Source organism: Poseidonibacter lekithochrous (assembly GCF_018861145.1).
Taxonomy (GTDB): domain Bacteria; phylum Campylobacterota; class Campylobacteria; order Campylobacterales; family Arcobacteraceae; genus Poseidonibacter; species Poseidonibacter lekithochrous_A.
In genome coordinates this window covers 1-24,212 of sequence record NZ_JAHKQT010000003.1, presented here as the reverse complement: position 1 = coordinate 24,212, position 24,212 = coordinate 1, and the positions used below count along the sequence as shown (strand labels likewise).

The window sequence follows — 24,212 nt, the reverse complement described above, 5'->3', positions numbered from 1 at the left end:
AAACTTATAAATTAGTTTTCATCCTAAATAGGAATTGAAATGACAAATTCTGCTCCAATATATTCTTTTTCATCAATAACACTAATACAATTAGAAACTAAAATTTCTCCTTGTAAGTGTTTACTTATAATCTCTTCACTCATATAAAGTCCTATTCCTGTTCCTTTACTTTTATGCTTTGTTGTAAAATATGGTTCAAAAACCCTATCTATAATGTCATCAGGAATTCCACCTGCGTTATCTTTAACTTTTATTATAATATTTTTATCTTTTTTGTATACATCTATAAAAATATACTTATTTTTATAATCCTTATCTTGAATATTATTTGTGATTGCTAAATATTTTTTTAATAATAGCTCTTCTTCTTTCTTTAAAGTATAGTTTACTGTAATTGAAATAGCAATTATTGAAATAATTGCAAAGGTAATAATGCTTACAATTCTATACATATCTATTTTCATACTCTCTCTTTATCTTATTTTTATTATTTTATTATTACATAAAATATATTAATAAGAATGATGCTGGCTTTATATATATTCTAAACAATTGATTATTTTATAGACAAAAATAAAATAAAATTACAAAAATATACTGTATAATTAATTCATATTAGATAAGGTTATTAAATATGCAAGATTATATAGCACAAGATGAGATTTCAAAAGAGATATTAAATTCTGCAAAGTTGTTGCAAGCAGTAAATGTACATGCTTTAATCATAGGCGCAGCAGGCGTAGGTAAAAAGTCTTTGGCTTCGTACATACTACCAAATTCAAAGATTTACAATGCAAAATTATTACAGCAAGATATACAAGATGAAGTAATAAATCTGCAAAATGATGCTATAATCATAGATAAAATACATGAAATAACAAATGTCGACCTTTTATTAAAATGGATTAATTTAAATAATATACGAATTATTGCTATATCACATAATGATATGCTAAATCAAAAATTAAAAGATATCTTTTCAATAAATTTAGAAATTCCAGAATTATATAAAAGAGATCTTGATACAAAAGCTTTTATAAATAAATTTTCTATTGAAGCTTCTGCTACTTTAGATGTAGAAATAATTTCTTCTTCTAAATTAATTATAAATATTACAAATAATACACATTCACTAAGAAAATCTATTTATTTTTCATACCTTTTTGAGACAATTGGAGAAGAAGAGATTTTAATGTTCTTGGAAAAATATTTAGGGGAAAATTTAGCAGGGGAAAATGCATATAAGAATCTTCTGTATTTATTTGAAGTTCCTTTAATTAAAGCCTCAACTAAAAAATATAAATCTCAAGTTCAAGTTGCCAAACATTTAGGTTTAAATAGAATAACTTTGAGAAAAAAACTAGAAACACATAAAGAGTTATTATGATTGATTTAAATATACAAATTGAAGAATTAATATCTCAGAATGCAAACGATTTTGAAATATCAAAAGTTTTTAAAAACTATTTTAAAAACTATGTAGCCTCTATTGATACAACTTTAGAAACAACGGGTGGTAAAGACTTTTTTATAAAACACACAAAACATACTGATAAATTTCTAATCTTACTTTACAAATATATCTTACGAAAAAACTTTGGTTCTTATCAACCAATGAGTTCTTCTGTTCCTATTAGTTTAATAGCACTTGGTTCATATGGAAGACAGCAGCTTTGTATATATTCTGATATTGATATTATGATTTTATATGAAGATATAAAGGGTTATAACTTAAAGGAAATTATGGAAGAGTTTATCACTCTTGCATGGGATTGTGGATTAAAATTAGGCTCACGTGTTCATGAGTTAAAAGAAGTTGCTTTAAGTGTTGAGAAAGATATTACTATTAAAAGTTCAATTCTAGAATCAAGAATGATATATGGTTCTAAGTATCTTTGGTATGGTTATGAAAATGTTTTAAATCTAATTAGAAAAACAAATCAAAAAGAGTTTGTTTTAGAAAAACTAGAAGAACATAAACAAAGACTTTTAAAACATCCATTAAAAATGGAACCAAATATTAAAGATGGATATGGTGGAATCAGAGAATCTAATATGATGTATTGGATGGCAAATATTTTATATGGAACAACTGATACAAAAACTTTAATAGGTACAGAATTTACAGAAGATGAATATAGAAGATATAGACAATCTTTAGAGTATATTTTTCAAGTAAGAAATGCCTTACATAATATAGCAAGAAAGAAACAAGATTTAGTAACTTTTGATATATTACCTGATTTAAGTACTAAATTAGGATTTAAGAGTACTCCTCGACATACTAAAGATAGACAATGTATCGCAAAACTTTTAACATGTTTACATATTATTCATAGCTTTACAGCAACTATGGTTAAGAAATTTACAAGAGGTGTTATCTTTAAAAGTGAAAATATAACAAAACTAAAACAGTATAGATATAAAAAGAATTTATATATTGTTGAGAATACTTTATATACTTCTTTTAATGCAAAAAAAGTAACTTTGAACACTCTTTTAAAAGAACTTACTGAATTACCAGCCAAAGTTACTAGATTTGATAGATCATATATCTACTATGCAAGTAAAGCAAAATTGCCAAAAACACAATCTAAAGAACTTCAGAAAAATATAAAAGCATTACTTTATAAAAAACGATTATACCCTGTAATCAAACTAATTTATAATGCAGGATTATTTCAAGCAGTTCTTCCAAGTACAAAAAAGATAATTGATCAACCACAATTTGATGGGTACCATCAACATCCTGTTGATGTTCACTCAATTGCAACATTGAAGTTTTCAGAAAATATAAAAGACCCTTATGTTCAAGAGATATTTAATTCTTTAACTAAGCATCAACAAAGTGTTACAAAACTTGTAGCACTATTTCACGATATAGGGAAAGGAAGACCTACTGATCATCATATAGTTGGAGAAAAATTATTTAAAGGGATGGGACTTTCATTTGGTTTTGATGAAGAGCATACAAGAATCGGTGCAAGACTTGTAAGATATCATAATATGATGTCTTATATAGCAACTCACCAAGATATTTATTCTGAAAAAACTATCTTAAACTTTGTAGGTCTAGTAAAATCAGAACTTGCCTTAAAAATGTTATATATAGTTACTTACTGTGATATTTCAGCTGTTGGGAATAATATATATAATTCTTCAATGGCCTCACTTTTAAAACAACTTTATACTCAAACTCTTCCTGCATTTGAAAACAAAAATTTATTAAATGAAAGTGCAAGAAGAGTTGCTAAGCAAAATACAATTAAAAACTTAAAGAGATACAAAGAATTACCAAACTTAGTTAAAAAGAAAATTATGTACATTTCATCAAATCAAATGTTTTTAATACTAAAAGCAGAAGATATTTTAGATATAGCAGTTAAAGCAAAAGATGTAGATAATTATATTTATAAAATTATGAACACTACACATTTAACTATTAGAATTATTAGAAATGTACCTTTAAATCTAGGATATCTTTTAGGAAAATTAGAGTTTTTAAATATTGCATCAATGAATATATTTAAACTTTATGATGATAAAAAAGCATTTTATATATCTTTTACAGAAAGAGTAAATGATGAGGATTTACCTTTTATTGAAGATGTAATTAAAAACTCGTTTGATATGTCAAAAACTACAAAATCATCAACACCAATAATTAAAAAAGAGAATATAAAAGTTAATTGTAATCATACTGCCCACTTAGCAGCTATGAGTATAGTAGCAAAAGATCAAAAAGGACTTTTTGCTTATATTGCGAAAATCTTTGATGACTTTAATATTGAGATAGAGAGTGCAAAACTACATACAATAAAAGGTTATGCCAAAGATTTATTATTAATTGAAAAAAATGGTAACTTCTGTGGAAATCAAGATGATATTATTGATTTAATGTGTGTAGAAAAGAAGATAGAAAAAGAAGATAAGACAGCTTAAGCTGCTCTATCTTAATATTCTATATAAGTTTTTGATTTTTATTCTTTTTTCTAGTGTTAAAAGAATCTAATGAAAAGATAAGTAATGCAATCCAAATAAGAGAAAAAGTAATCAACTTATCAGTATTAAATTCTTCATTGTAAATAAAAATAGCTAAAAGAAAAGAACACGTAGGTCCAAGATATTGGAAGAAACCTAAAGTTGAAAGTTTCATTCTTGTTGCTGCCCCATTAAATAAAAGAAGAGGAATTATTGTAATAAGACCACCTAGCGTAAGCATTATATTTATATAATCACTTGAATTTAAAAAAGATATTTTATCATTTATCATCAAATAATATATTCCAATTAATGCAAAAGGCATTAATATCAATGTTTCAACAAATAAACCTACAATTGAACCTACATTTATTTTCTTTCTTATCATTCCATAAAAAGCAAAACTAAGTGCAAGAGTAAGTGAAACAATCGGAAGAGAACCTAAAGATATCAATTGATATAAAACTGCAAGAAAAGCTATGAAAATAGCAAAGTTTTGATAACGTGTCATTCTCTCAGCAAAAAACACATATCCTAGAAATACACTAACAAGTGGATTAATATAGTATCCAAGTGCAGTTTCCATAATCTTGTCATTTGCAACTGCCCAAATAAAAACTAACCAGTTAAGAGAAATAAAAAATGTAGTCAAAGTTAGATATTTTATCATTTTTATATCTTTGATTATTATTTTAAAAACATCAACTTGCTTTGTAATAAATAATAATGGTATTAAAATAATAAATGACCAAAATATTCTATGTATTAAAACTTCAAGTGGCTCTACACTTGATACTTGTTTAAAATAAATGGGAGCTATTGCACCCCAAAATAAAAATGCTAAAACAGCATATATTTGCCCTAATCTATTTTCATTCAATGTTTTTCTTTATATTAGATTTTGGGCAACTATATCTAAATAGTAGTTAAAATAAAGCTTTTATTTCTTCTGAATTTAATAGTTTACCTGTTGATTTAACTTCACCATTTATTACAAGTCCTGGTGTACTCATAACACCATAATTCATAATTTCAACTAAATCTTCTACTTTCTCAACTTGTGCGAATATTCCAGCTTCAGCAACTGCTTTTTTTACATTTTCTTCTAAGGCGATACATTTTGAACAACCTGTTCCTAAAATTTCTATTTTCATTTTTTATCCTTCTTTTTTATAATATAGCGTTAAATACATACCCAACTAATAAAATAGCTGTTCCTACAATACCAAAAAATATACCAATTAATTTTATTGATAATACTCTTTTTAAAATCATTGCTTCAGGTAGACTAAGAGCTACAACTGCCATCATAAATGATAGTGCAGTTCCTAATAACATTCCTTTTGAAGTTAAAACTTCGATTAATGGAATCATTCCTGCAGCATTAGAATACATAGGTATTCCCATAACAACGGCAATTAAAGGTGTATACCAAGAATCCCCACCTGCATAATAAGCAATTGTTTCAGCAGGAATAAATCCATGTATAAAGGCACCAATTCCAATACCTACAATAACATATAGATAAATTTTAGTAAATATATCCATTGTTCCATCCCAAGCTTCACTCATATGATTTTTAAAACTATTTACTTCTTCTACACTATTCCCACAACAAGATGAAACTGGTTTAATATCTATTAATACTTCTTTTTCTAAATTTAAACTACCTATAATTAAACCTGCAACTATTGCAATTAAAATTGCACAAGCTACATACATCAAAGTTATCTTCCATCCAAAAAGTGAAAATAAAAGTGCTATAACAACAGCATCACTAAGTGGTGCTGATATCAAATATGAAAAAGTAACTCCCAATGGAATTCTAGCTTGTAAAAATCCTAAAAAAAGAGGAATTGCACTACAAGAACAAAAAGGTGTTAACATACCAAAAAAAGCTGCTAAAACATGTCCTAATAACTTATGTTTTCCTTGTAAATAATCTCTTATCTTTTCAACAGGGAAGTAACTTCTTAAAAATGTAACTAAATATATAATTACGATTAATAATGTAAATATCTTAACTGTATCATAAATGAAAAAGTTAATCGCTTCACCCAAATGCCCTGTTAATCCAATAATCTCATATATAAAATAATCTACCGTACTTTGCCACATATTTATTCCTTTTTTTATTCCCACTCAAGGAAATCATAATATTGTTTTGCATTTCCTGGAGCTATTTGTTTATAGTGATTATAATAAGAAAACTTTGTATCATCTACATATTTATAAATATCATCTCTTTGAACCTCATCTTCATAAGCTTTGGAAACATCAGTTTTTAAAATTTTTAAATATTCCAATGTTGGTTTATATGAATTAGCATCAAATTCTTTTCCATGTCCACCTAGTACATATTTTATATTCATCTTTTCTAGTTTTTTTAAAGCTTTTATCCATTCATCAATATTTGAATATTTTGCATATTTAATCATTCTTCCATTAAATACAATATTTCCCGTAAAAATAAAGTTTTCACTTGGAACATATACTGCTATATCTGAAACTGAATTAGAAGCTTTACTTAACTTTAAAATTTCTATATTTAGATTCTTACCTTTAATAACATATTTATCATCTGTAAAAATATCAGCTTCAACGATTTCCGATTTTAAATATTCCTCTTTACTTGTAATTCTAGGAATTCTTGTAAACTTATCCTGATTCTCTTTCAATTCTTGAATTATAGTTTTATGAACAATTATAGGAATATTCTTTTCTTTGTAGTAAGAAGCTCCTGTATATCTATCATCATGAAAATTTGTCACAATTATATGAGATACTTTTTTTCTATATTTGTTTCTTATTAATTTATTCAATTCTTTCGCAAATATATATGTCGGACCTGCTTCAATTACTACAATAGATTCGCCTATATCAACAGTACACACATTAGATACAAAACCTTTATTCTCTTTTGTTGGCGGATTAAAATCTCCAATATAACAATCGATTTTTTTAGAAATATTAACTGCTCTTAAATCATAAACATCTGCATTTAAATTAAAAATAACAAATAAAAATATACATAAAACTTTTTTCATTTTTTATCCTTTAAATTATTCTAAAGCATCAATTACCTTAGGAAGCAAGACTTCTTCTATTTCATTATATGTATCTACAAATGCATCAAAACCTTTTCCATCAGGATCTTCAAAACCTATATGAATCACCTTATTAGCATTTGGAAACATTGGACAAGTTTCATTTGCATTATCACAAACAGTCACTACTAAATCATAAGTATTATCAATTACTTTATCAATATTTTTTGAATAATAACTCTCTTTCCAAATCCCTTTATCTTCAAGAATTTTCTTAGCATTTGGATTAACTCTTCCGCTTGCCTTTACTCCAGAAGAATCACAAGTAATCCCTTTAAGTTTAGAGTTGATTAAAGCCTCTGCAATAATACTTCTACATGAATTTCCTGTGCATAAAATTAAAACTCTTTTTTCCATCTTATATTCCTTCAATTAATATTTTAAATCCAAGAATTATTAAAATAATTCCACCTAAATACTCAGCTTTATCTTCAAGAAATCCACCTAAAAACCTCCCTATATAAACAGCTATAAAACATAAAATAAATGTAATAACAGTAATTAAACTTACAGCATATAATATATCAACACTTGAAAAAGAGAAAGTAATTCCAATAGCTAAAGCATCTATACTCGTAGCAATTGCTAAAAGTACAAGTGTTTTGTTTTTCAAGTCTTTAACTTCATCTTCAAAATTACTGTTTCTTGCTTCTTTTATCATTTTAAAACCTAAATATATTAATATAATAAAAGCTATATAATGATCAATAGTATCAACAAAAGAAGAGAATGTATTACCTAACAAGTATCCAAATAAAGGCATTATTCCTTGAAAAACTCCAAAAAATAATGCAATTTTTAAAATTATAAAGAAATTAGTATCTTTATATTTACTCCCACTTGCAATACTAACAGCAACGCTATCCATGGCTAGAGCAATTGCAATTAAAAATAATTCCATTTTTTATCCTATTTATAATTATATTGCTAAGGCTAATAACACTACTAATAAAACTGGTGGTGTTATAATCAAACCAAACTTACTGTATTGTGCAAATGATATATTTACACCTTTTTTCGCCAATACATGTAACCAAAGTAATGTGGCAAGAGAACCAAATGGTGTCATTTTAGGTCCCAAATTACATCCAATAATATTTGCATAAACTAAAGCTTGGTTTGGTATATCTTGAAGTGCAATATCCATAATCATAACTGTTGGCATATTGTTCATAATTGCAGATAAAAAGGCTGATAAAAAACCAGTACCTATTATTGCAATCATATCACCTCGTGTTGATAAGTCTTTTAATATAATGGTTAAATAATCAGTAAGACCTGCATTTTTCAAACCATATACAACAATATATAAACCAATACTAAACCATACAACTTGCCATGGAGCTTCTTTTATAATATGAAGAGGTTCAACTGTTTTAAATATTGTTGCAATAAGTAAAAATAATACTCCACCACCAAGAGCAAATATTGAAACAGGAAGATTATAAGCATCTCCTACAAAATACCCAACAAGCAATACAGCTAAAAATACCCATGAAATATAAAAAAGTATTTTATTTTTAATTACACTTTCTGGCTCTTTTAACAATGAAATATCAACTTGCTTAGGAATATCTTTTCGTAAAATAAGCCATAAGAAAACAATTGAAGCTATAACACTAATAATAAAAGGAAATAACATATTTGATATATATTCAGAAAATCCAATATTAAAATAATTTGCAGTTACAATATTTGTAAGATTTGAAAAAACTAAAGGTAAAGATGCGCTATCTGCTATAAATCCACCTGCAAGTAAAAATGCAATAATAGATTTCATATTTAGTTTTAAGATTTTCATTTTCGCTAATAAAATAGGCGTTAAAATCAGTGCAGCTCCATCATTTGCAAAAAGTGCAGAAACAAATGCACCTAAAAGAATAGAGTAAACAAACATTTTAAAACCATTTCCATTAGAGAATTTAGCCATTTTTAAAGCACACCATTCAAAAAATCCAATTTCATCTAAAACTAAAGATAGAATTATAATTCCAATAAATGATAATGTTGCATCCCATACAATATCTGTAACAATCAAAACATCACTTAAACTTACAACTCCTAAAATTAATGCAACAATTGCTCCAATTACAGCAGTTGTTCCTATTTGTAAATTTTTAGGTTGCCATATTACAAAAATAAGAGTAAGAATAAAAATCGAAGAACTAAGTATCACAATTCATCCTCTTTTATCTCTGCATCAGTAGCTTTTAATACATAAATAAATGTATCAACATCTAATTCATCATATCGTTCAACGGTAACTTCTTGACGCTCAAATTCATTACCTTCAAATTCATCTAAATTATCCCAATGATTAATTAGATTATTTGAATAAAATAAAAATCCATGTATAGTGTCTCCACTTCCATCTTCATTTAATTTAATTCCAGGATAACCCATAGATGCAGACCAACCTGCATCTTTTAAATTCCCTTTTACCGTTGCAGGTATAAATTTTCCTACAATATTCTCCAAAACATGTCCATTAGGACAGTTTGGCATAAGTGTTCCATATACAAAAAGTGTATCAGTCATTTTAATCACAAGCCTTTTTTAAATTTGGTAATTCTATATCTAAAGTATTTATCTCTGTAATTGCAGAGATTCTAAACTCATCAAGAGGAGCTCTTACTGAATAATAAGCCCATCGTCCTTCTCTTTCAACCTTTAAAAATCCTGCCTCTTTTAATATCTTCAAGTGTCTAGATAACCTAGACTGAATCATTTCAAAAGAGTTTTCTAAGTCACAAACACAGCACTTTCCATGAGTATCTATAAATTTTAATAATTTAATTCTTGTTTCATCATTTAAAGCACTTATAGTTTTTAAAAAAATATCCATGATTTTCCTTTGATTTTTTGTAGTATATCAGAATTATATTAATATATCAAGATATCTTGATATATTAATATAAATTAAATTTTATCTCTCTGAAAAAGTTCTATTCCTTGTTTTTTATCTTTATATCTTTTTTTTAAAGATATTTGATAATCCTTTGCAAGTTCTGGTATTTTTAATATTCTTTCTATTTCTTCTTGATTATTCTTTGCATCATAATAACATCTATTAATATGTGCAATTGAAATATTTGGATTCACTCTTTTAACTAAAGAAAATTTATCTTCGAATGATATATGACCTTCTTTTAAAACTCTTAAGAAAAAGCCTGTTTTTGCTTCTTTTACTACGAGTGAGGTTAGATTTTTTATACCAGTAATATATGATATTTTCCAACAAGGAAGCCTTGGCTGAGATACTTCAAAAAGTACATCAGCACAAGAATATATATCACCTATACAAATTTCTTCCTCACAACTATCTAACAGAGTTATATTTTCACCAAACATGCATTCTTCCAAAAGAATATTATATTTACTTGCTAAAAATTCATATGAGCTTTGACTATAAATACAAACAGCCCTATCCTTCCCACCATGTGATTTTTTATCTGCTTGAGTATCATTTTCTAAACCAAAAAAATTAACAGATATTTTATCTTTTACTTCTTCTTTTATGTAAGAGCTATTAAATAATCCACTTTTTTTCTTGAATTCTTTTTCTTTTCCTACATATATCTTTTTAATTCGCATTATTAAGTCTTTAAAAAGTTAATAATTACAGGTAAAAATATCGCTGTTAAAATACCTGATAAGCCCATAGCAAGTGCAGCAAAAGCTGCTGCTTTTTCACTAATCTCAATTGCACGTGCTGTTCCTATTCCATGAGAAACTAAACCTAGCGCAAAACCTTTTGATGTTTCATATTTTATTTTTACTATTTTAAAAACAATGCTTCCAAATAAGGCTCCAATAATTCCCGTAATTAAAACAAAACCTATTGCTAAAGATGGAATTGCACCAATTTGCTCTGAAGTTATGATTGCAATTGGTGCAGTAATTGATTTTGTCGTCATTGATAAAATTGTCACAGTAGATGCTCCAAAAATCCATAATAATGAGACTGCAATTAAAACAGAGAAAACACCTGCAACAATTAAAGTAATAATTATTGGTAAAAACAATTGTCTTATATATTTAAGATTATTATATAGAGGAAGAGCAAGGGCTACTGTTGCAGGTCCTAAAAAGAAATGAATAATCTCTACACTTTTAAAATACTTTTCAAAAGATGTATTTGTAAATAAAACAATAGATAAAAGAATTATATAAGAGATGATAACTGGTTGCAATAAAGTATGTTTATTAAACTTCTCATATATCATAATTCCTATTTTGTAAGCGAGTAAAGTAAGAATCAACCATGTTAGAGGGGTCTGCCCTATATAATCATTTAATGCATCAAAATTCATGATTCTTTCTCCTGTTTTGATGTTAAATAGTCCATAAGTTTTGCAGAAAATGCTAAAGCTATTAAAGTACCAAAAACAAGTGCAATAAATATTGCAAAAAACTCTTTACTTATTAAATCAATTTGTGTAATTATTCCCATTGCTGCGGGAATAAATAATAGAGGTAAATATTTTAATAAAATTCCTACAGAATTGTCCAGACTATGAAAACTGCTTTTTCTTATAATTAAGAATATTAATAATAGTACCATTCCAATTACAGGACCTGGGACTAGTAATGAAAAGAGTATAGAAATACACTCTCCTAAAAATTGGAAAACTAATAAAGTTATAATTCCTTTTAGCATTTAAATCCTTTTTACTTTTCTTTTAAAAAATATATTATACATAATTTTCAAGATTGTTATATTTGATTAATATTTATTTTGTATAATTCCACAAATTATTAAGGAATAAAAATGTATAAATCACTTGCAACATCACTTACAACTTTCGCTTTTATAGTTATGGGACTTACAGGAGTACTAATGTACTTTCATATTCTTGACAATTATACAAAAGAGTTACATCAAATTTTAGGATTAGCTTTTGTAGCAATTGTATTTGCCCATGTATTTTTTAACTGGAAAGCTATGAAAAAATATTTTACAAAAAAAATATTTTATATTTCTGCTGGAATTATTTCAGCTGTATCTTTAGGATTTATTCTAACAGCACCAACTGGTCCAAATGTGAAAAGAATACTATTTAATTCTGTTTTACAAAACCCTATTGAGAAAACTTCTGTTTTATTTGTAGATTCTTATGATATTGCAAAAAAGAGACTTGAAGATGCGGGGTTAATAGTTGAAGCAGATAAATCAATAAAAGAGTTATCAATGATTAACCAAACTTCACCTTTTGTAATAATTGATACAATATTAAAAAAATAGTCTGAAGTAGCCTTATATAAACAAGTGTAAAAAGCACTTGTTTATATTTTAAGAGTTTTTAAATAACTGATAAATTGAAGAGAAATCTTCTTCACCTTTTCCCATCATTTTCATTTTAGAGAATAATTCTTTTGGAATTGCGGCTGAATAAAGTGGCTTTTTCATAGAATAAGCTAAATCTTGTAAACAATGTAAATCTTTATTTATTGCATCATTTGAAAAGTGAGCTGAAAAATCTTCTGTAATTAGTTTTTGTTTTTTTGCATTTAAAACTAAAGATGTTCCACCACCAACACCAAGAATATCTAAAGCTTTTTCTTTTGGAATTTCACAGTCTTCTGCTAGTGAAGTACACTCAGCAATTGTAGCCATAAATGAACCTAAACAAAGATTGTTTATTAACTTCATTTTTGTAGCACTACCTTGTTTTTCAAGTAAGAAAATCTCTTTCCCTATTTTTTCTAGTAAAGGTTTAACTTCTTCATAAACTTCTTTCTTACCTGATGCAACTAGTGTTAAAACACCAGCAAGAGCAGGAGCAACACTACCAAATACAGGATTTTCAAGATATTTAGCTTCAAACTCTTCCATAATTTTATGTACATCTAAAACATCATTAAAGTGATGAGTACTTAAATCAATGATAGTTTTACCTTTTAACTCTTCACATAAAAGTCCATCTTCCATATGTAAAATATTATCAACTGCAGGAGAATCAAAAAGACATAAAAATATTACATCACATTTTACAAGTAAATCTTTTGGAGTATCAACAACTTCAAAGCCTTTTGAAATAGCTTTTTCTTTTGTTCTATTATATGCAAGAACTTCTTCTCCTACTTCTTTTAACCTTGTAGCAACTGCAGTCCCTAAGTTTCCTAAACCTATAAATCCTATTGGCATGACTTCTCCTATAATTTTTTGTATATTATATGGGAGTTTTTTTAAAGGTAAATAAAAATTGTAAATTATATAAAAAAGGTGAGAGAATAAATAGATGGATAATCCATCTATTTATATATTTATATTAGTAATTTTAATCTAAGTATTATTTTTTAAAGTCAGCCATAATTTTAGCTTTTAATTTTGGAATTGTAAATCCAAACTCGTCAAATAAATCATTTGCAGGTCCGCTTGCCCCAAATGTGTCCATTCCGTAAACTTTAGAAGCAAATCTATAGTATTCTAAGCCACGAGCAGCTTCAACAGCAAACACTTGAGTATTTGAATCAATTACTTGGTCAATATAAGATTGGTCTTGCTCTAAGAATAAATCAAAACAAGGTACAGAAACAATATTTGCAAAAATTCCTTCTTCTTCTAGTGAACAAGAAGTTTGTAATGCTAACATTAACTCAGACCCAGAAGCCATAATAGTAATATTTGCATTTTCTCTTTTTTTAAGTAAGTAAGCTCCATTTGAAACTTCACCAAACTCTTTTTTATCTTTAAGAACTGTAAGACCTTGTCTTGAACATACAAATGCAGTTGGTGCATTCATTTTTAATGCAGTTTTCCAAGATTCAACATTTTCACTAGCATCTGCTGGTCGGAATGTATAAAAGTTTGGTAAGGCTCTAAATTGAGATAGTTGCTCAATTGGTTGGTGAGTTGGTCCATCTTCACCAACACCAATTGAATCATGAGTCCAAACAAAGTGTTGAGGGATAGATGCAAGTGCTGCTATTCTAGCTGCTGGTTTTAAGTAATCTGAGAATACAAAGAAAGTTGCAGAGTAAACTTTATATAAACCATAAAGGTTCATAGCGTTTGCAATTGCTGCCATTGCATGTTCTTTAATACCAAAGTGAATATTTCTTCCATTTGGAAAATCACCTTCACCTTTTAATTCAGTTTTATTTGAAGGTCCTAAATCTGCAGATCCACCTAAGAATCCTGGAACTGCTGCTGCGATTGCATTTAAGATTTTATGATTTGAATCTCTTGTTGCTACTTTTGTATCAGCTTCAAAAGTTGGGTATTCAATCGCATCATAATTTGGGTTTTGTAACTCTTCTATTTTTACTTTAGCTTCAGTACTTAAAGAATCATTCCATTCATTTTCTGCAATAGAACCTACTATTAATTTGTCAAAAGCACCCTTTACGTCTGCAGGAACAATGAATTTTTCATCTGGATTAAATCCAGCTTTTTTCTTAGAAGCTGCAATATCTTCTTCACCTAATGGAGCACCATGAGCATGGTGTGAACCTTCCATAGAAACAGAACCTTTTCCAATTGCAGTTTTAGCAATAATCATTACAGGTTTTGTTGCACACCTAGCTTGGACAAATGCTTTTTCAATTTGATCAAAGTTATGACCATCAATTTCGATAACTTCAAAATCAATACCTTGGAATCTTTTTTTAACATTTTCACTCCATGCTAATGAAGTATCACCTTCAATAGTAATAGAGTTTGAATCATAGATAATTACTAAGTTATCAAGTTTTAAATGCCCTGCTGTCGCAGTTGCTTCATAAGAAATACCTTCTTGTAAATCTCCATCTCCACATAAACAATAAACTTTATGATTAATAACATCAGAACCTAGAGTATTCTGTGCATATTTTGCAGCTGATGCAAAACCAACTGCATTTGCAATACCTTGACCTAATGGTCCAGTTGTAATTTCAATACCATGTGTATGTCCATATTCTGGGTGTCCAGGAGTTTTTGAGTTAGTTTGTCTAAAGTTTTTTAAGTCACTTAATGCAACATTAAATCCCCATAAATGTAATAATGAATAAATTAAACCAGTTGCATGACCACCTGAGAATACTAATCTATCTCTGTTTAACCATTTTTCATTTGCAGGATTTATATTTAAGTGTTTACTTAAAACTGTTGCAATATCTGCTAAACCCATTGGTGCACCTGGATGTCCTGAGTTTGCTGATTGAACCATATCTGCTGCTAAAAATCTAATTGTATCTGCTTGTTTTTGTAATAATTGTTTCGACATAATCATCCTAGTTATTTGATTGAGTTATCTGTATTTTTGAGATTATATCTAAAATTGATTAAATACAATATGAAGTGATTTTTTCCTATGCTTTTGGGATAATAATTGTAAAAATGGCACCATTCTTATTATTTGAAACTAGAAGTTTTCCATTCATATTATTTTCAATAATTAGTTTTGACATAAATAATCCAATACCTGAACCATTAACTTTTTCATATGTAAAAAAAGGATCAAAAACTTTTTCTATTGGAGTAATTTTTATACCACCTGCATTATCTTCTATTTTAGTGATAATATCATCTCTATTTTCTGTAATTGTGATTTTTATCTTTGGATTACTTATCTTTCTATCAACTAAAACATCTTTTGCATTATTAATTATATTTATTAAAACTTGCGAGTATTCGTTTTTATATCCTGTCATAATAGTATTTTTCTGAATAATAATATCAAGTTTAATATCATTTATTTTTAAACTACTACTTATAATATTTACTGTTGAATTAATTTGTTCTAAGATTTCAAAAGATATTTTTTCTTTTTCTTTTGCAAAAAAGTTTTTAAAATCATCAATAGTATTAGACATATATTTTGTAATATCATTTAGTTTTTCAATTGAATCAAGAATTTCTTTATTGTCTAAAGGAATATCCATATTTATTTTAGCTTCTATAGGAAGAAAGATTGAAGACATTTCCATTAAAGGTTGTCGCCATTGATGAGAGATATTACCTAACATTTCACCCATTGATGCAAGCTTTGCTTGTTGGAACATTAGTTTATCTTTAGCTCTATTTTTAGCAACTTCTTCTTGTATTTTTTTTTCTAATTCTTTATTATGTTCTTCTAATTCTAGAAATTCATCTAATCGTGTTTGTCTCATAAGTATAAGTCTAACAAAAAAATTCTAATAAGAATATTTTTGTTACATTTTTTTTAATTCTAGTAATAAAAAAAGGGGAAAGAAAGCTCTTTCCCCTTTTCTTTAAGATATTTAATTAAGAATTAAATATCTGGATTAATTTCTATATCATCTTCAATTAATAGTTTGATTGTAGAATTACTTCCTGTTCCATTGTAAACATTATAATTAATACCATCAACTTCTTCTTTTCCTGCATTATTCCAATCATTAATATCAAGGTCAACTTTATCTTCATTTTCACCTTTGATAATTAATTGATGATTTAAATCTGCTAAATCTAAAACATCATCCATTTCAATATGAATATCATTTGCTTTTCCATCTTCTAAATCAAGAATAGCAGAACCATCTACATTTTTTGAGAATACTGATAAATCAATATCTGTTGTTGTTAATAATTCTATATCAGAAACTATTTTCTCAGTTTCTTCAAGTACTTCTGATTCTTCAAAATCAGTTTCTTTATCTAATTGTTTTGGTAAATCATTTGATTCTTCAATTATAATATCTTCATCTGTATTATTTTCTAATTCTGTATCATTATTTTCTTCTACTTCATCTACCTCTTCAGTAGAATCATCTGCAACTACAACTACTTCTTCCTCTGTAATTTCAGTTTCAGCTTCAGCTTCTGTTAATAATACATCTTCTTTTGTTTCTTTTTCAATATCAGATGTAATTAAATCATCATTAATTTCTGTGCTAACTAAATCAACTGGCATTGCACTTACTGCAACTAAATCATTGTTTCTATCTTTAATATCATTATTTTCATTATCTACTGAACCTGTAAATTTAGTTTCATCATCTATAATAATCTCATCATCAAATGTTTCTACTACATTTACTATTTCATCTGTGTCACTAGAGTTAAACCATACATCTTCAGTCATGATTTCTGATCCATCACTTGCTATTGCTGTAGATTGCATATGCATTTTACCATCAGTTCCAGTTTCTTCTGACATAACAGTTGAAATAGAATCAATTCCTGCATCTTTAATACTAATTAACTCTCCATCTTCAACTACTGCATCTCCATCATCAACCCATACACTCAATCCATCAAGTTCAGTATCAGTTAATTGACCATCATTATTTGTATCAAGACCTGATAATTTAGCGTAGCCATTAGTATACTTACCACCTTCATCACCAAATAATCTTGAACCATCCATATCATTTGAAGCATTTCCATCTCTATTATCTACTAATAAGCCATCACCTGAACCATCAATCCACTCAATAGTATCTAAGTCACCGTCACCATCAATATCAAAGTTAACAGTTTCTCCTATAATTGCATCAATTTCTTTATCAATAGATGAAGTTTCACCAGTAACACCAATAGTACTATCACCACTTAAGTCTAATATAATTGGAGATACTTTAAAGACATTAGTTCCATCTTCAATAGTAACATTTTTATATTCAGAATCATAGTTAATGTTATCAACTGTATTTCCTGATACATTTGTAATTTTCATGTTTAAATCTTCACTATATTCATTACCTGCATTTTTTGAATGAAGATCTAAATCAACAGTAATTTTTTCTTTCCATGTTTGAACTTCAAAATAATTAGAGCTAGTTTCACCAGCTTTAATTAATACTTTTACAACTCCACCATTTTGAACTTCACCATCTTTTTCAACAGTATAATCCCAAGTTGCATAATCCGGTCCAACCTGTGTTCTTGTACCATGACTTAAAGTTGTACCATTTGGAACTTCATCATAAACTACCTCAGTAACTTTCCCCCAACTATTTCTAACATCAAAGTTTCCACCCCAGATTATATCTTGATTTGATTGTTCCCAACCATTTGCATCGATTCTTGTTGCTGTTCCATCAACTACTTGTACTGTTACCCATGTATCTTCTGTAACTGCTTCATCTAATTGAACACTATACCAAGCGCTGTCACCTTCTGCAATGTTTGATCTACCTTCAACAGTAGCTGTGATATCTGTTCCTTGGATTACATCATCAATTCCAATTACATTAATAGTTACATTTGCTGAATCTGTTTTATCTCCATCAGTAATTGTATATTCAAATACTACATCTTGATTTTCACCATTATCTAGTTTCTTTAACTCATCACCTGGAGTGAATTTAATTTGTTTATTTACTACTTGTGCTGTTCCAATAACAACACCTGCATCTGTTATATTAACCACTTGATTATTTGTTACATCTTGTCCTTGAATATGTGTAATTGTTAAGACATCATTTTCAGGATCAGTATCATTATTTAATACATCAACAGTTATTGCTGTATCTTCATCTGTAGTTAAGCCTTTAGTTTCAATAGTTTTAACAGTTTGAGTTAAAGTAATATCATCAATAAACATTCCTCTTCCTGCATCGGGGTTAGAAGTACCTACTTCTCTAAACTGAATTTCAACTGGATTTCCTGTACCTGTAAATGAAACTACAGTGTCAATCCAGTTTACTGTTGATAATCCTGTTCCATCTTCACTATATGTTCCTAAAACTACTCCGTCAACTACAACTTCAAATTTACAAACTTCAGCATCATATCCTGGTCTTGCAGAATAATTAAAGTCTAATTTATATTCTGCTCCAGCAACTGTGTCTACTGTTCTTGTAATTCCTGATGAATCAGGATATGTATTTGAATCATCTGTATTTAATTCAACATATTTTTCTCCATCTTCTGCTTCACCAGTGTATGTTTTTCCTCCACTTACATTTTGGATAATATCATCTCTTATTTCTATTTTTTCATCACTATTAATTGATGTCCATCCTTCTACTGCATTAACAAATGTAACTTCATCTGTATTTAAATTAACTTCAAATGAAGAATTAAATACTGTTGTTACTTCATCAACAATTACAGCTGCATGACCATCATTAACAGCATCTGGAGCAGTGTTGTTAATTACACAACCTGTACTATCTACATCAAATGTAACCATTGCTACTTCAGATTCTTTTCCTTCTGAATCAATTGCAATGTAATTAAATGTATCTGTAGAATCTTCATTTGGTATATATTTAAAGTTTGCATTTTCATCATACTCTACACCAATCTCGGCTTCGTTACCATTTACTGTTAATACACCATCTGTTGGAAGTGATTCAAGTTTAACTTTTACAATTGTTGAACTAGCATCATCTTCTACATCTGAAACAAAGTCTTCTAATTTAAATTCAATACCATTTGTTGTTGAACTAGTTTCTATAGATTGACCAACTAATTTAATATTATCTACAAATGCTCCATAAGTATTTGCTGCTGATTCACCTTCAAATGATAAATCTGCTGTAGAACCTGTTATCCCCGTAAATGTAGCTTCTATTTCATACCAATCTTCAGTATTTTTAACTGCATTATACGTCACTCCATTATCTGCTGTAAATACTAAATCACCATTAGAATTAGAATCAATTGACAATTCAATTCCTCCAAATGACATTTTCATATCACTTGTACCTTCTGAATTAGGTCTTGGTTTATAATCAAATGAAAGAACAAAAGAGCTATTATCCCCTGTGTTAACAGTTGTAGTCATTGATGTATTACCATTACCATGTGGATCTAATTCAGCATGTTGTTCTCCATCTGAAGCAGTAGAACCTGCTGTTGTACCACTTTGAATTTCTACACCTGCACTATTTAAAGTCCATTCTACTCCATTATCACCCGTGTAAACATTTGTACCATTATCACCATGTTCAACAAACCATCCAGAGTGTACATCATCTCCAGAACCAGCTGTTGTCTCAAATGATTCACTTAATAATAATGTTTCACTAATAACTGTATCATCACAATCTAATTCATAGTGAGCATCTTTAGCCTCTGGTGCGGTGTTAATATCTACAGATTCTGTTCCATTTATTTTAAATGATATAGTGTTAGTTGATTTATCACCATCATTATCTATTATTGTATATGTAAACTCTTGTGTTACACTTTCACCTTCTGGTAAATTATCTTTTGTCTCTTGATTAACTTCAAATTTATATTTACCATTTTCATCAACTGTCATTGTTCCATAAGGACTATCTAAATCACCCCATACAATTTTATCTAAACCATCTGCTCCTGCCTCTGCACAAACATTTCCATTAAGTGTTGGTAATTCATCAGCTACTTTAATACTCGCATAAATTCCAAATGAATTACTTTCACCTTCATTTGTATAAATAGTTTTTACATAATCTCCATTTGAATCTTGGAAACCTTCTACTGTAAACGAATAATCTATTCCTTGAACATTAACTAAAACATCACCTTCTGGTAATTGAATTATATCTCTAGATTCTATTTCATTATTAGTATTTGTTGTTTCGGTATGATCTAATAATACATCAAAGTCAACAGCTACTAATTCTCCATCTATTTCAATATCCATAGACATTGTTACTGTTGTTTTATCTAGTGTTGATGTACCACTAACTATTGCCCAGTTTTCATGAGTAAATTCTGCTAATTTAAATACTCCATTTGTATCAATAGTTGATCCTGTTGAGTTTGTATATTCATTATTATCAACTAAGTTATAACCTGATTGATCATTATTTTTATTTGATTCTGTTCCCCATTCTAATTTATCAGTTAAAGAATCTGAATCTGTATTAGTTGTTTTAACTTCATCTGTTCCATTTAAGAATACTGAATCTTTAAACCCTGCTTCTAAGTTTTTAATTACTACTACAGCTTCTGGTTGAACATCAATTTCTCTTTCTACTGAACAAGTTGTTGGCATATCGTCTTCTATATGTACAATTAGTGAACCTGTTGTTGTTTCTATTCCATCACTTGCTTTTACACCTATATTTAATGATAATATATCTTCAGTTGTTGTATCTACATGATCTACTGGTTTTAATAATTCAACAGTGTAATCACCATTATCATTTATTGTAACTTTAATTACTTCTTCATCACCAATTTTTCCAACTAGTTCTTTTGTATTTTCTCCACTCCAAACTATTTCTTCTCCATTTGATGTTATTTCATCAACAGGTGCTGTTAATGTTACATTTACACTATCTGCATCTGGGTCTGAAATACTTATATTTCCATTTATTGTTGCCTCATTAGTTGTATCTTCTATACCATCTGTATCTTTAATTCCATCTACTAATCCTTCTTCTGATACATTTACATCTATTGTCTCTACTATTGGTGCATCATTTGTATCTGGAATAGTTACATTAACTTGAACTTCTGTTTCTGCCGTTTTTTCAGTTACATCATCATTTGAAGCTGCTTCAGTAGCAATTGCAATAACATTAATTTCAAAATCTGTTTCACCTTCAGGAACTGTAACTTTTAAATTAGAAGAATCATAATCTAATTCTGTAGTAGTTATAGTCCATGTACCATCACTATTTTGTACACCTTCATTTAACATTGCATTAGCAGGTAGTCCTTCTATTACTATACTTAAAGATTCACTTCCATCTCTATCAACTAAAGAAGCACTAATATCTAAATTATACTCATAAGAAGTAGTTGTCTCTGTTGTAAAATCACAATTTAAACCTGTTCCATCACCAAAAGCAATTCCTTCAATATTATTAAATGTTAAGATTTTTCCTGTATCTTTATCTAAAATATGTCCATCTAAATTGTCATGATAATGAATATCTACAAACTGGTATGAAGAAGCATCTTTACTTAAATATAATACATCAAAGCCATTTCCACCATTTACTGCTGGCTCATTTGCTCCAATATCACCATATATTGCAATAACATCATTACCTGATCCACTGTTTATATTTGATCCACCTTGAACTTCACCTTTTACAATAATTACATCATCACCTGATGTACCTAACACATTACCATTTTGAACTATATCACCTTCAAAAATAATTTCATCATCTGTCATTTGATATGTATTATTAATCGTATCTGTTACCACTGTTGTATCAGAAAGATCTAAAGATGCACCATCTGCAATATCCACATCTGCTAATAATCTTGTAGCATTTTGATTCATTGGGTTATCATAAACTAGAATATCACCATCAGTTAAAGAATCTAAATCAACATTATTCGCATCTTGAGAAGCAATTGCAATTATATCTTCTGCTTCAATTATTGCATTACCTTCAACATATGAGATAACATTAGCTAAATCATGAGAAGAAGAACAAACTTCTTCACTTGTCGTTTCAACAACAGTACCTTCACTTAAATCTACCGTTAATGTTGGTTTATCAGCAGATGCAATAATATTTGTAATTGTTGTGTATGTATCTTCACTCCATTCCATTCCATCACTTACTTTAAACGTAAATGAATCATCTAAATCAGTATTTTCATTTGGAAGAAAAACAAGATCACTTGATTCTATATCTTTTACAGAAATTTCTGTACCTATTACTACTTCAACACCTGATAATAATAATGTCCCATTTGTAGGTAATGATTCAATTTTAATAGCTGATAATGAATCATTATCAAGATCTGAATAATCTCCAAAATCATTTACTGTTAATACTTTTTCAACATCTTCATGAATAGTTACTTCATCATTTGTTGTAGTTGGTGCACTATTTTCAACATCTTTTCCGTTTATATTTATTGTAACAGTATTTGTAGAGTTATCACCATCTTTATCTATTACTGTATATGTAAACTCTTGGCTTAAACTTTCACCTGATTCAAGATTATCTCTTGTTTCTTGATTTACTACAAATGTATAAGCTCCATTTTCATCAACAGTCATTGTTCCATAAGGGTTATCTAAATCACCCCATACAATTTTATCTAGACCATCTGCTCCAGCATCATTACAAACATTTCCTTCAACTGATGGTAATTCACCTGTAGGTTTAATACTTGCAAAGATACCAAATACATTATCTTCCGCCTCATTTGTATAAATTGTTTTTACATAATCGCCATTTTCATCTTGGAAACCTTCTACTGTAAATGTATAATCTTCTCCATCCACATCAATTACAACATTTTGAGTAGGTAAAGTAATTATATCTCTAGATTCAATTTCATTATTAGTATTCGTTGTTTCTGTGTGATCAAGAAGTACATCAAAGTTAATTTCTGCTGCTTGACCATTCACAAGAACATCCATAGTCATTGTAATTGTAGTTTTATCTAATACAGAAGTACCTTGATAAATTGTCCAGTTTTGATGAGTAAACTGTGCTAGTTCAAAGATTCCATTAGTATCAATCTCAGTTCCTGTTGCAGATGTATATTCATTATTATCAATTAAATTATATCCTGATTGTTCATGACTTGCAACAGCTTTTGTTCCCCATTCTATTCTATCAATTAAAGAATCAGAATCTGTATTTGTTTCTGTAACCTCATTTGTTCCACCTATAAATACTGAATCTTTAAATCCTGCTTCTAAGTTACTTATTACTACTACATCTTTTTCAATATTAATTTCTCTAATAATTTCACAACTTGTAGGCATATCATCTTCAATTTTTACAAGAAGACTTCCTGTCGTATCATTTGTACCATCACTAGCTTTTACTCCAATATTTAAAGATAAGACATCTTCTGTTGTAGTATCAGGATGATCAACAGGTCCTAATAAAGTAACAACATATTCACCATTATCATCAATAGTAACTTTAATAATATCTTTATTACCAGCTTTACCAACTAATTCTTGTGAATCTTCACCACTCCATTGAACTTCTATACCAGCAGACGTTACTATAGTTGTTGGTGCAACCAATGTTACATTAACATCATTACTATCTGAATCTGTTATTGTTATTGTACCTGAGATAGTTGTATCATCTGTTGTATCTTCTGGTGTACCATCAGTATCTTTTATCCCGCCAAGTAAACCTTCTTCTGAAACTATAGCTGTAGCTGTTACAACTACTGGTGCATCATTAACTGGATCTACTGTTAATTTTACTACTGCAGGATTTGATACTTCTCCATCATTATCTTTTACTGTATATTCAAACTCATCTGGTCCATTATAGTTCTCTTCTGGTGTATAG

Annotated in this window: 20 protein-coding genes; 3 read left to right on the top strand and 17 right to left on the bottom strand. The window is 28.4% G+C overall.

The features are described 5' to 3' along the window. Window positions 1–23 precede the first annotated feature (23 nt). Complete coding sequence (locus KO488_RS00930) at window positions 24–464, bottom strand: ATP-binding protein (protein WP_216056905.1); 441 nt, start codon at window positions 462–464, stop codon at window positions 24–26. Window positions 465–634: 170 nt separating this feature from the next. Here KO488_RS00930 and KO488_RS00925 point away from each other — a divergent pair, with 170 nt between their 5' ends. Both KO488_RS00925 and KO488_RS00920 read left to right on the top strand, forming a co-directional pair. Further along, the gene (locus KO488_RS00925; protein ID WP_216056904.1) at window positions 635–1,387 is read left to right on the top strand and encodes a Fis family transcriptional regulator; all 753 of its coding nucleotides are present in this window, start codon (window positions 635–637) and stop codon (window positions 1,385–1,387) included. Then, entirely contained in the window at window positions 1,384–3,942 is a 2,559-nt protein-coding gene (locus KO488_RS00920) for an HD domain-containing protein (protein WP_216056903.1), read from the top strand. Before KO488_RS00925 ends, KO488_RS00920 begins: the two co-directional genes overlap by 4 nt. Window positions 3,943–3,961: 19 nt before the next feature. Here the strand turns inward: KO488_RS00920 and rarD are convergent, their stop codons facing one another. The 12 genes from rarD to KO488_RS00860 form a co-directional block, all read right to left on the bottom strand. Next, window positions 3,962–4,861, bottom strand: a complete 900-nt coding sequence (gene rarD / locus KO488_RS00915; RefSeq protein ID WP_216056902.1) for an EamA family transporter RarD — start codon at window positions 4,859–4,861, stop codon at window positions 3,962–3,964. Between the two features lie 46 nt (window positions 4,862–4,907). Then, entirely contained in the window at window positions 4,908–5,135 is a 228-nt protein-coding gene (locus KO488_RS00910; RefSeq protein ID WP_216056901.1) for a thioredoxin family protein, read from the bottom strand. 16 nt (window positions 5,136–5,151) lie between these two features. Further along, complete coding sequence (locus tag KO488_RS00905) at window positions 5,152–6,099, bottom strand: permease (RefSeq protein ID WP_216056900.1); 948 nt, start codon at window positions 6,097–6,099, stop codon at window positions 5,152–5,154. A gap of 14 nt (window positions 6,100–6,113) precedes the next feature. Then, window positions 6,114–7,028 carry an MBL fold metallo-hydrolase gene (locus KO488_RS00900; protein WP_216056899.1) on the bottom strand — a complete coding sequence of 305 codons (915 nt, stop codon included), beginning with the start codon at window positions 7,026–7,028 and terminating at the stop codon, window positions 6,114–6,116. A gap of 15 nt (window positions 7,029–7,043) precedes the next feature. After that, window positions 7,044–7,445 (bottom strand): arsenate reductase ArsC, encoded by a 402-nt coding sequence (locus KO488_RS00895; protein WP_216056898.1) that lies wholly within the window; start codon window positions 7,443–7,445, stop codon window positions 7,044–7,046. A gap of 1 nt (window position 7,446) precedes the next feature. Next, a complete protein-coding gene (locus tag KO488_RS00890; protein ID WP_216056897.1) occupies window positions 7,447–7,989 on the bottom strand; it encodes a manganese efflux pump MntP family protein in 543 nt (180 codons plus the stop codon). An 18-nt stretch (window positions 7,990–8,007) separates the two neighbouring features. Then, on the bottom strand, window positions 8,008–9,264 hold the full coding sequence (locus tag KO488_RS00885) for an arsenic transporter (protein ID WP_216056896.1): 1,257 nt from the start codon (window positions 9,262–9,264) through the stop codon (window positions 8,008–8,010). After that, entirely contained in the window at window positions 9,261–9,626 is a 366-nt protein-coding gene (locus KO488_RS00880; RefSeq protein WP_216056895.1) for a gamma-glutamylcyclotransferase family protein, read from the bottom strand. The genes KO488_RS00885 and KO488_RS00880 overlap by 4 nt, the downstream gene beginning before the upstream one ends. Window position 9,627: 1 nt before the next feature. Next, window positions 9,628–9,933, bottom strand: a complete 306-nt coding sequence (locus KO488_RS00875; protein WP_216056893.1) for an ArsR/SmtB family transcription factor — start codon at window positions 9,931–9,933, stop codon at window positions 9,628–9,630. Window positions 9,934–10,007: 74 nt separating this feature from the next. Next, complete coding sequence (locus KO488_RS00870; protein WP_216056892.1) at window positions 10,008–10,682, bottom strand: MOSC domain-containing protein; 675 nt, start codon at window positions 10,680–10,682, stop codon at window positions 10,008–10,010. A 2-nt stretch (window positions 10,683–10,684) separates the two neighbouring features. Then, on the bottom strand, window positions 10,685–11,401 hold the full coding sequence (locus KO488_RS00865; protein ID WP_216056890.1) for an LrgB family protein: 717 nt from the start codon (window positions 11,399–11,401) through the stop codon (window positions 10,685–10,687). Next, window positions 11,398–11,748, bottom strand: coding sequence for a CidA/LrgA family protein (locus KO488_RS00860; RefSeq protein WP_216056888.1), 351 nt, complete (start codon window positions 11,746–11,748; stop codon window positions 11,398–11,400). The genes KO488_RS00865 and KO488_RS00860 overlap by 4 nt, the downstream gene beginning before the upstream one ends. Before the next feature lie 111 nt (window positions 11,749–11,859). Between KO488_RS00860 and KO488_RS00855 the strand changes: the two genes are divergently transcribed. Next, complete coding sequence (locus KO488_RS00855; protein WP_216056887.1) at window positions 11,860–12,333, top strand: DUF4405 domain-containing protein; 474 nt, start codon at window positions 11,860–11,862, stop codon at window positions 12,331–12,333. Window positions 12,334–12,381: 48 nt separating this feature from the next. Here KO488_RS00855 and KO488_RS00850 read toward each other — a convergent pair whose 3' ends face one another. The 4 genes from KO488_RS00850 to KO488_RS00835 form a co-directional block, all read right to left on the bottom strand. Then, window positions 12,382–13,236 carry an NAD(P)-dependent oxidoreductase gene (locus KO488_RS00850; protein ID WP_216056886.1) on the bottom strand — a complete coding sequence of 285 codons (855 nt, stop codon included), beginning with the start codon at window positions 13,234–13,236 and terminating at the stop codon, window positions 12,382–12,384. Window positions 13,237–13,381: 145 nt separating this feature from the next. After that, on the bottom strand, window positions 13,382–15,298 hold the full coding sequence (gene tkt / locus KO488_RS00845; protein WP_216056885.1) for a transketolase: 1,917 nt from the start codon (window positions 15,296–15,298) through the stop codon (window positions 13,382–13,384). An 85-nt stretch (window positions 15,299–15,383) separates the two neighbouring features. After that, window positions 15,384–16,184 carry a sensor histidine kinase gene (locus KO488_RS00840; RefSeq protein WP_216056884.1) on the bottom strand — a complete coding sequence of 267 codons (801 nt, stop codon included), beginning with the start codon at window positions 16,182–16,184 and terminating at the stop codon, window positions 15,384–15,386. A 122-nt stretch (window positions 16,185–16,306) separates the two neighbouring features. After that, window positions 16,307–24,212 (bottom strand): choice-of-anchor K domain-containing protein (locus KO488_RS00835; protein WP_216056883.1); only part of this gene is annotated, 7,906 nt, incomplete at its 5' end.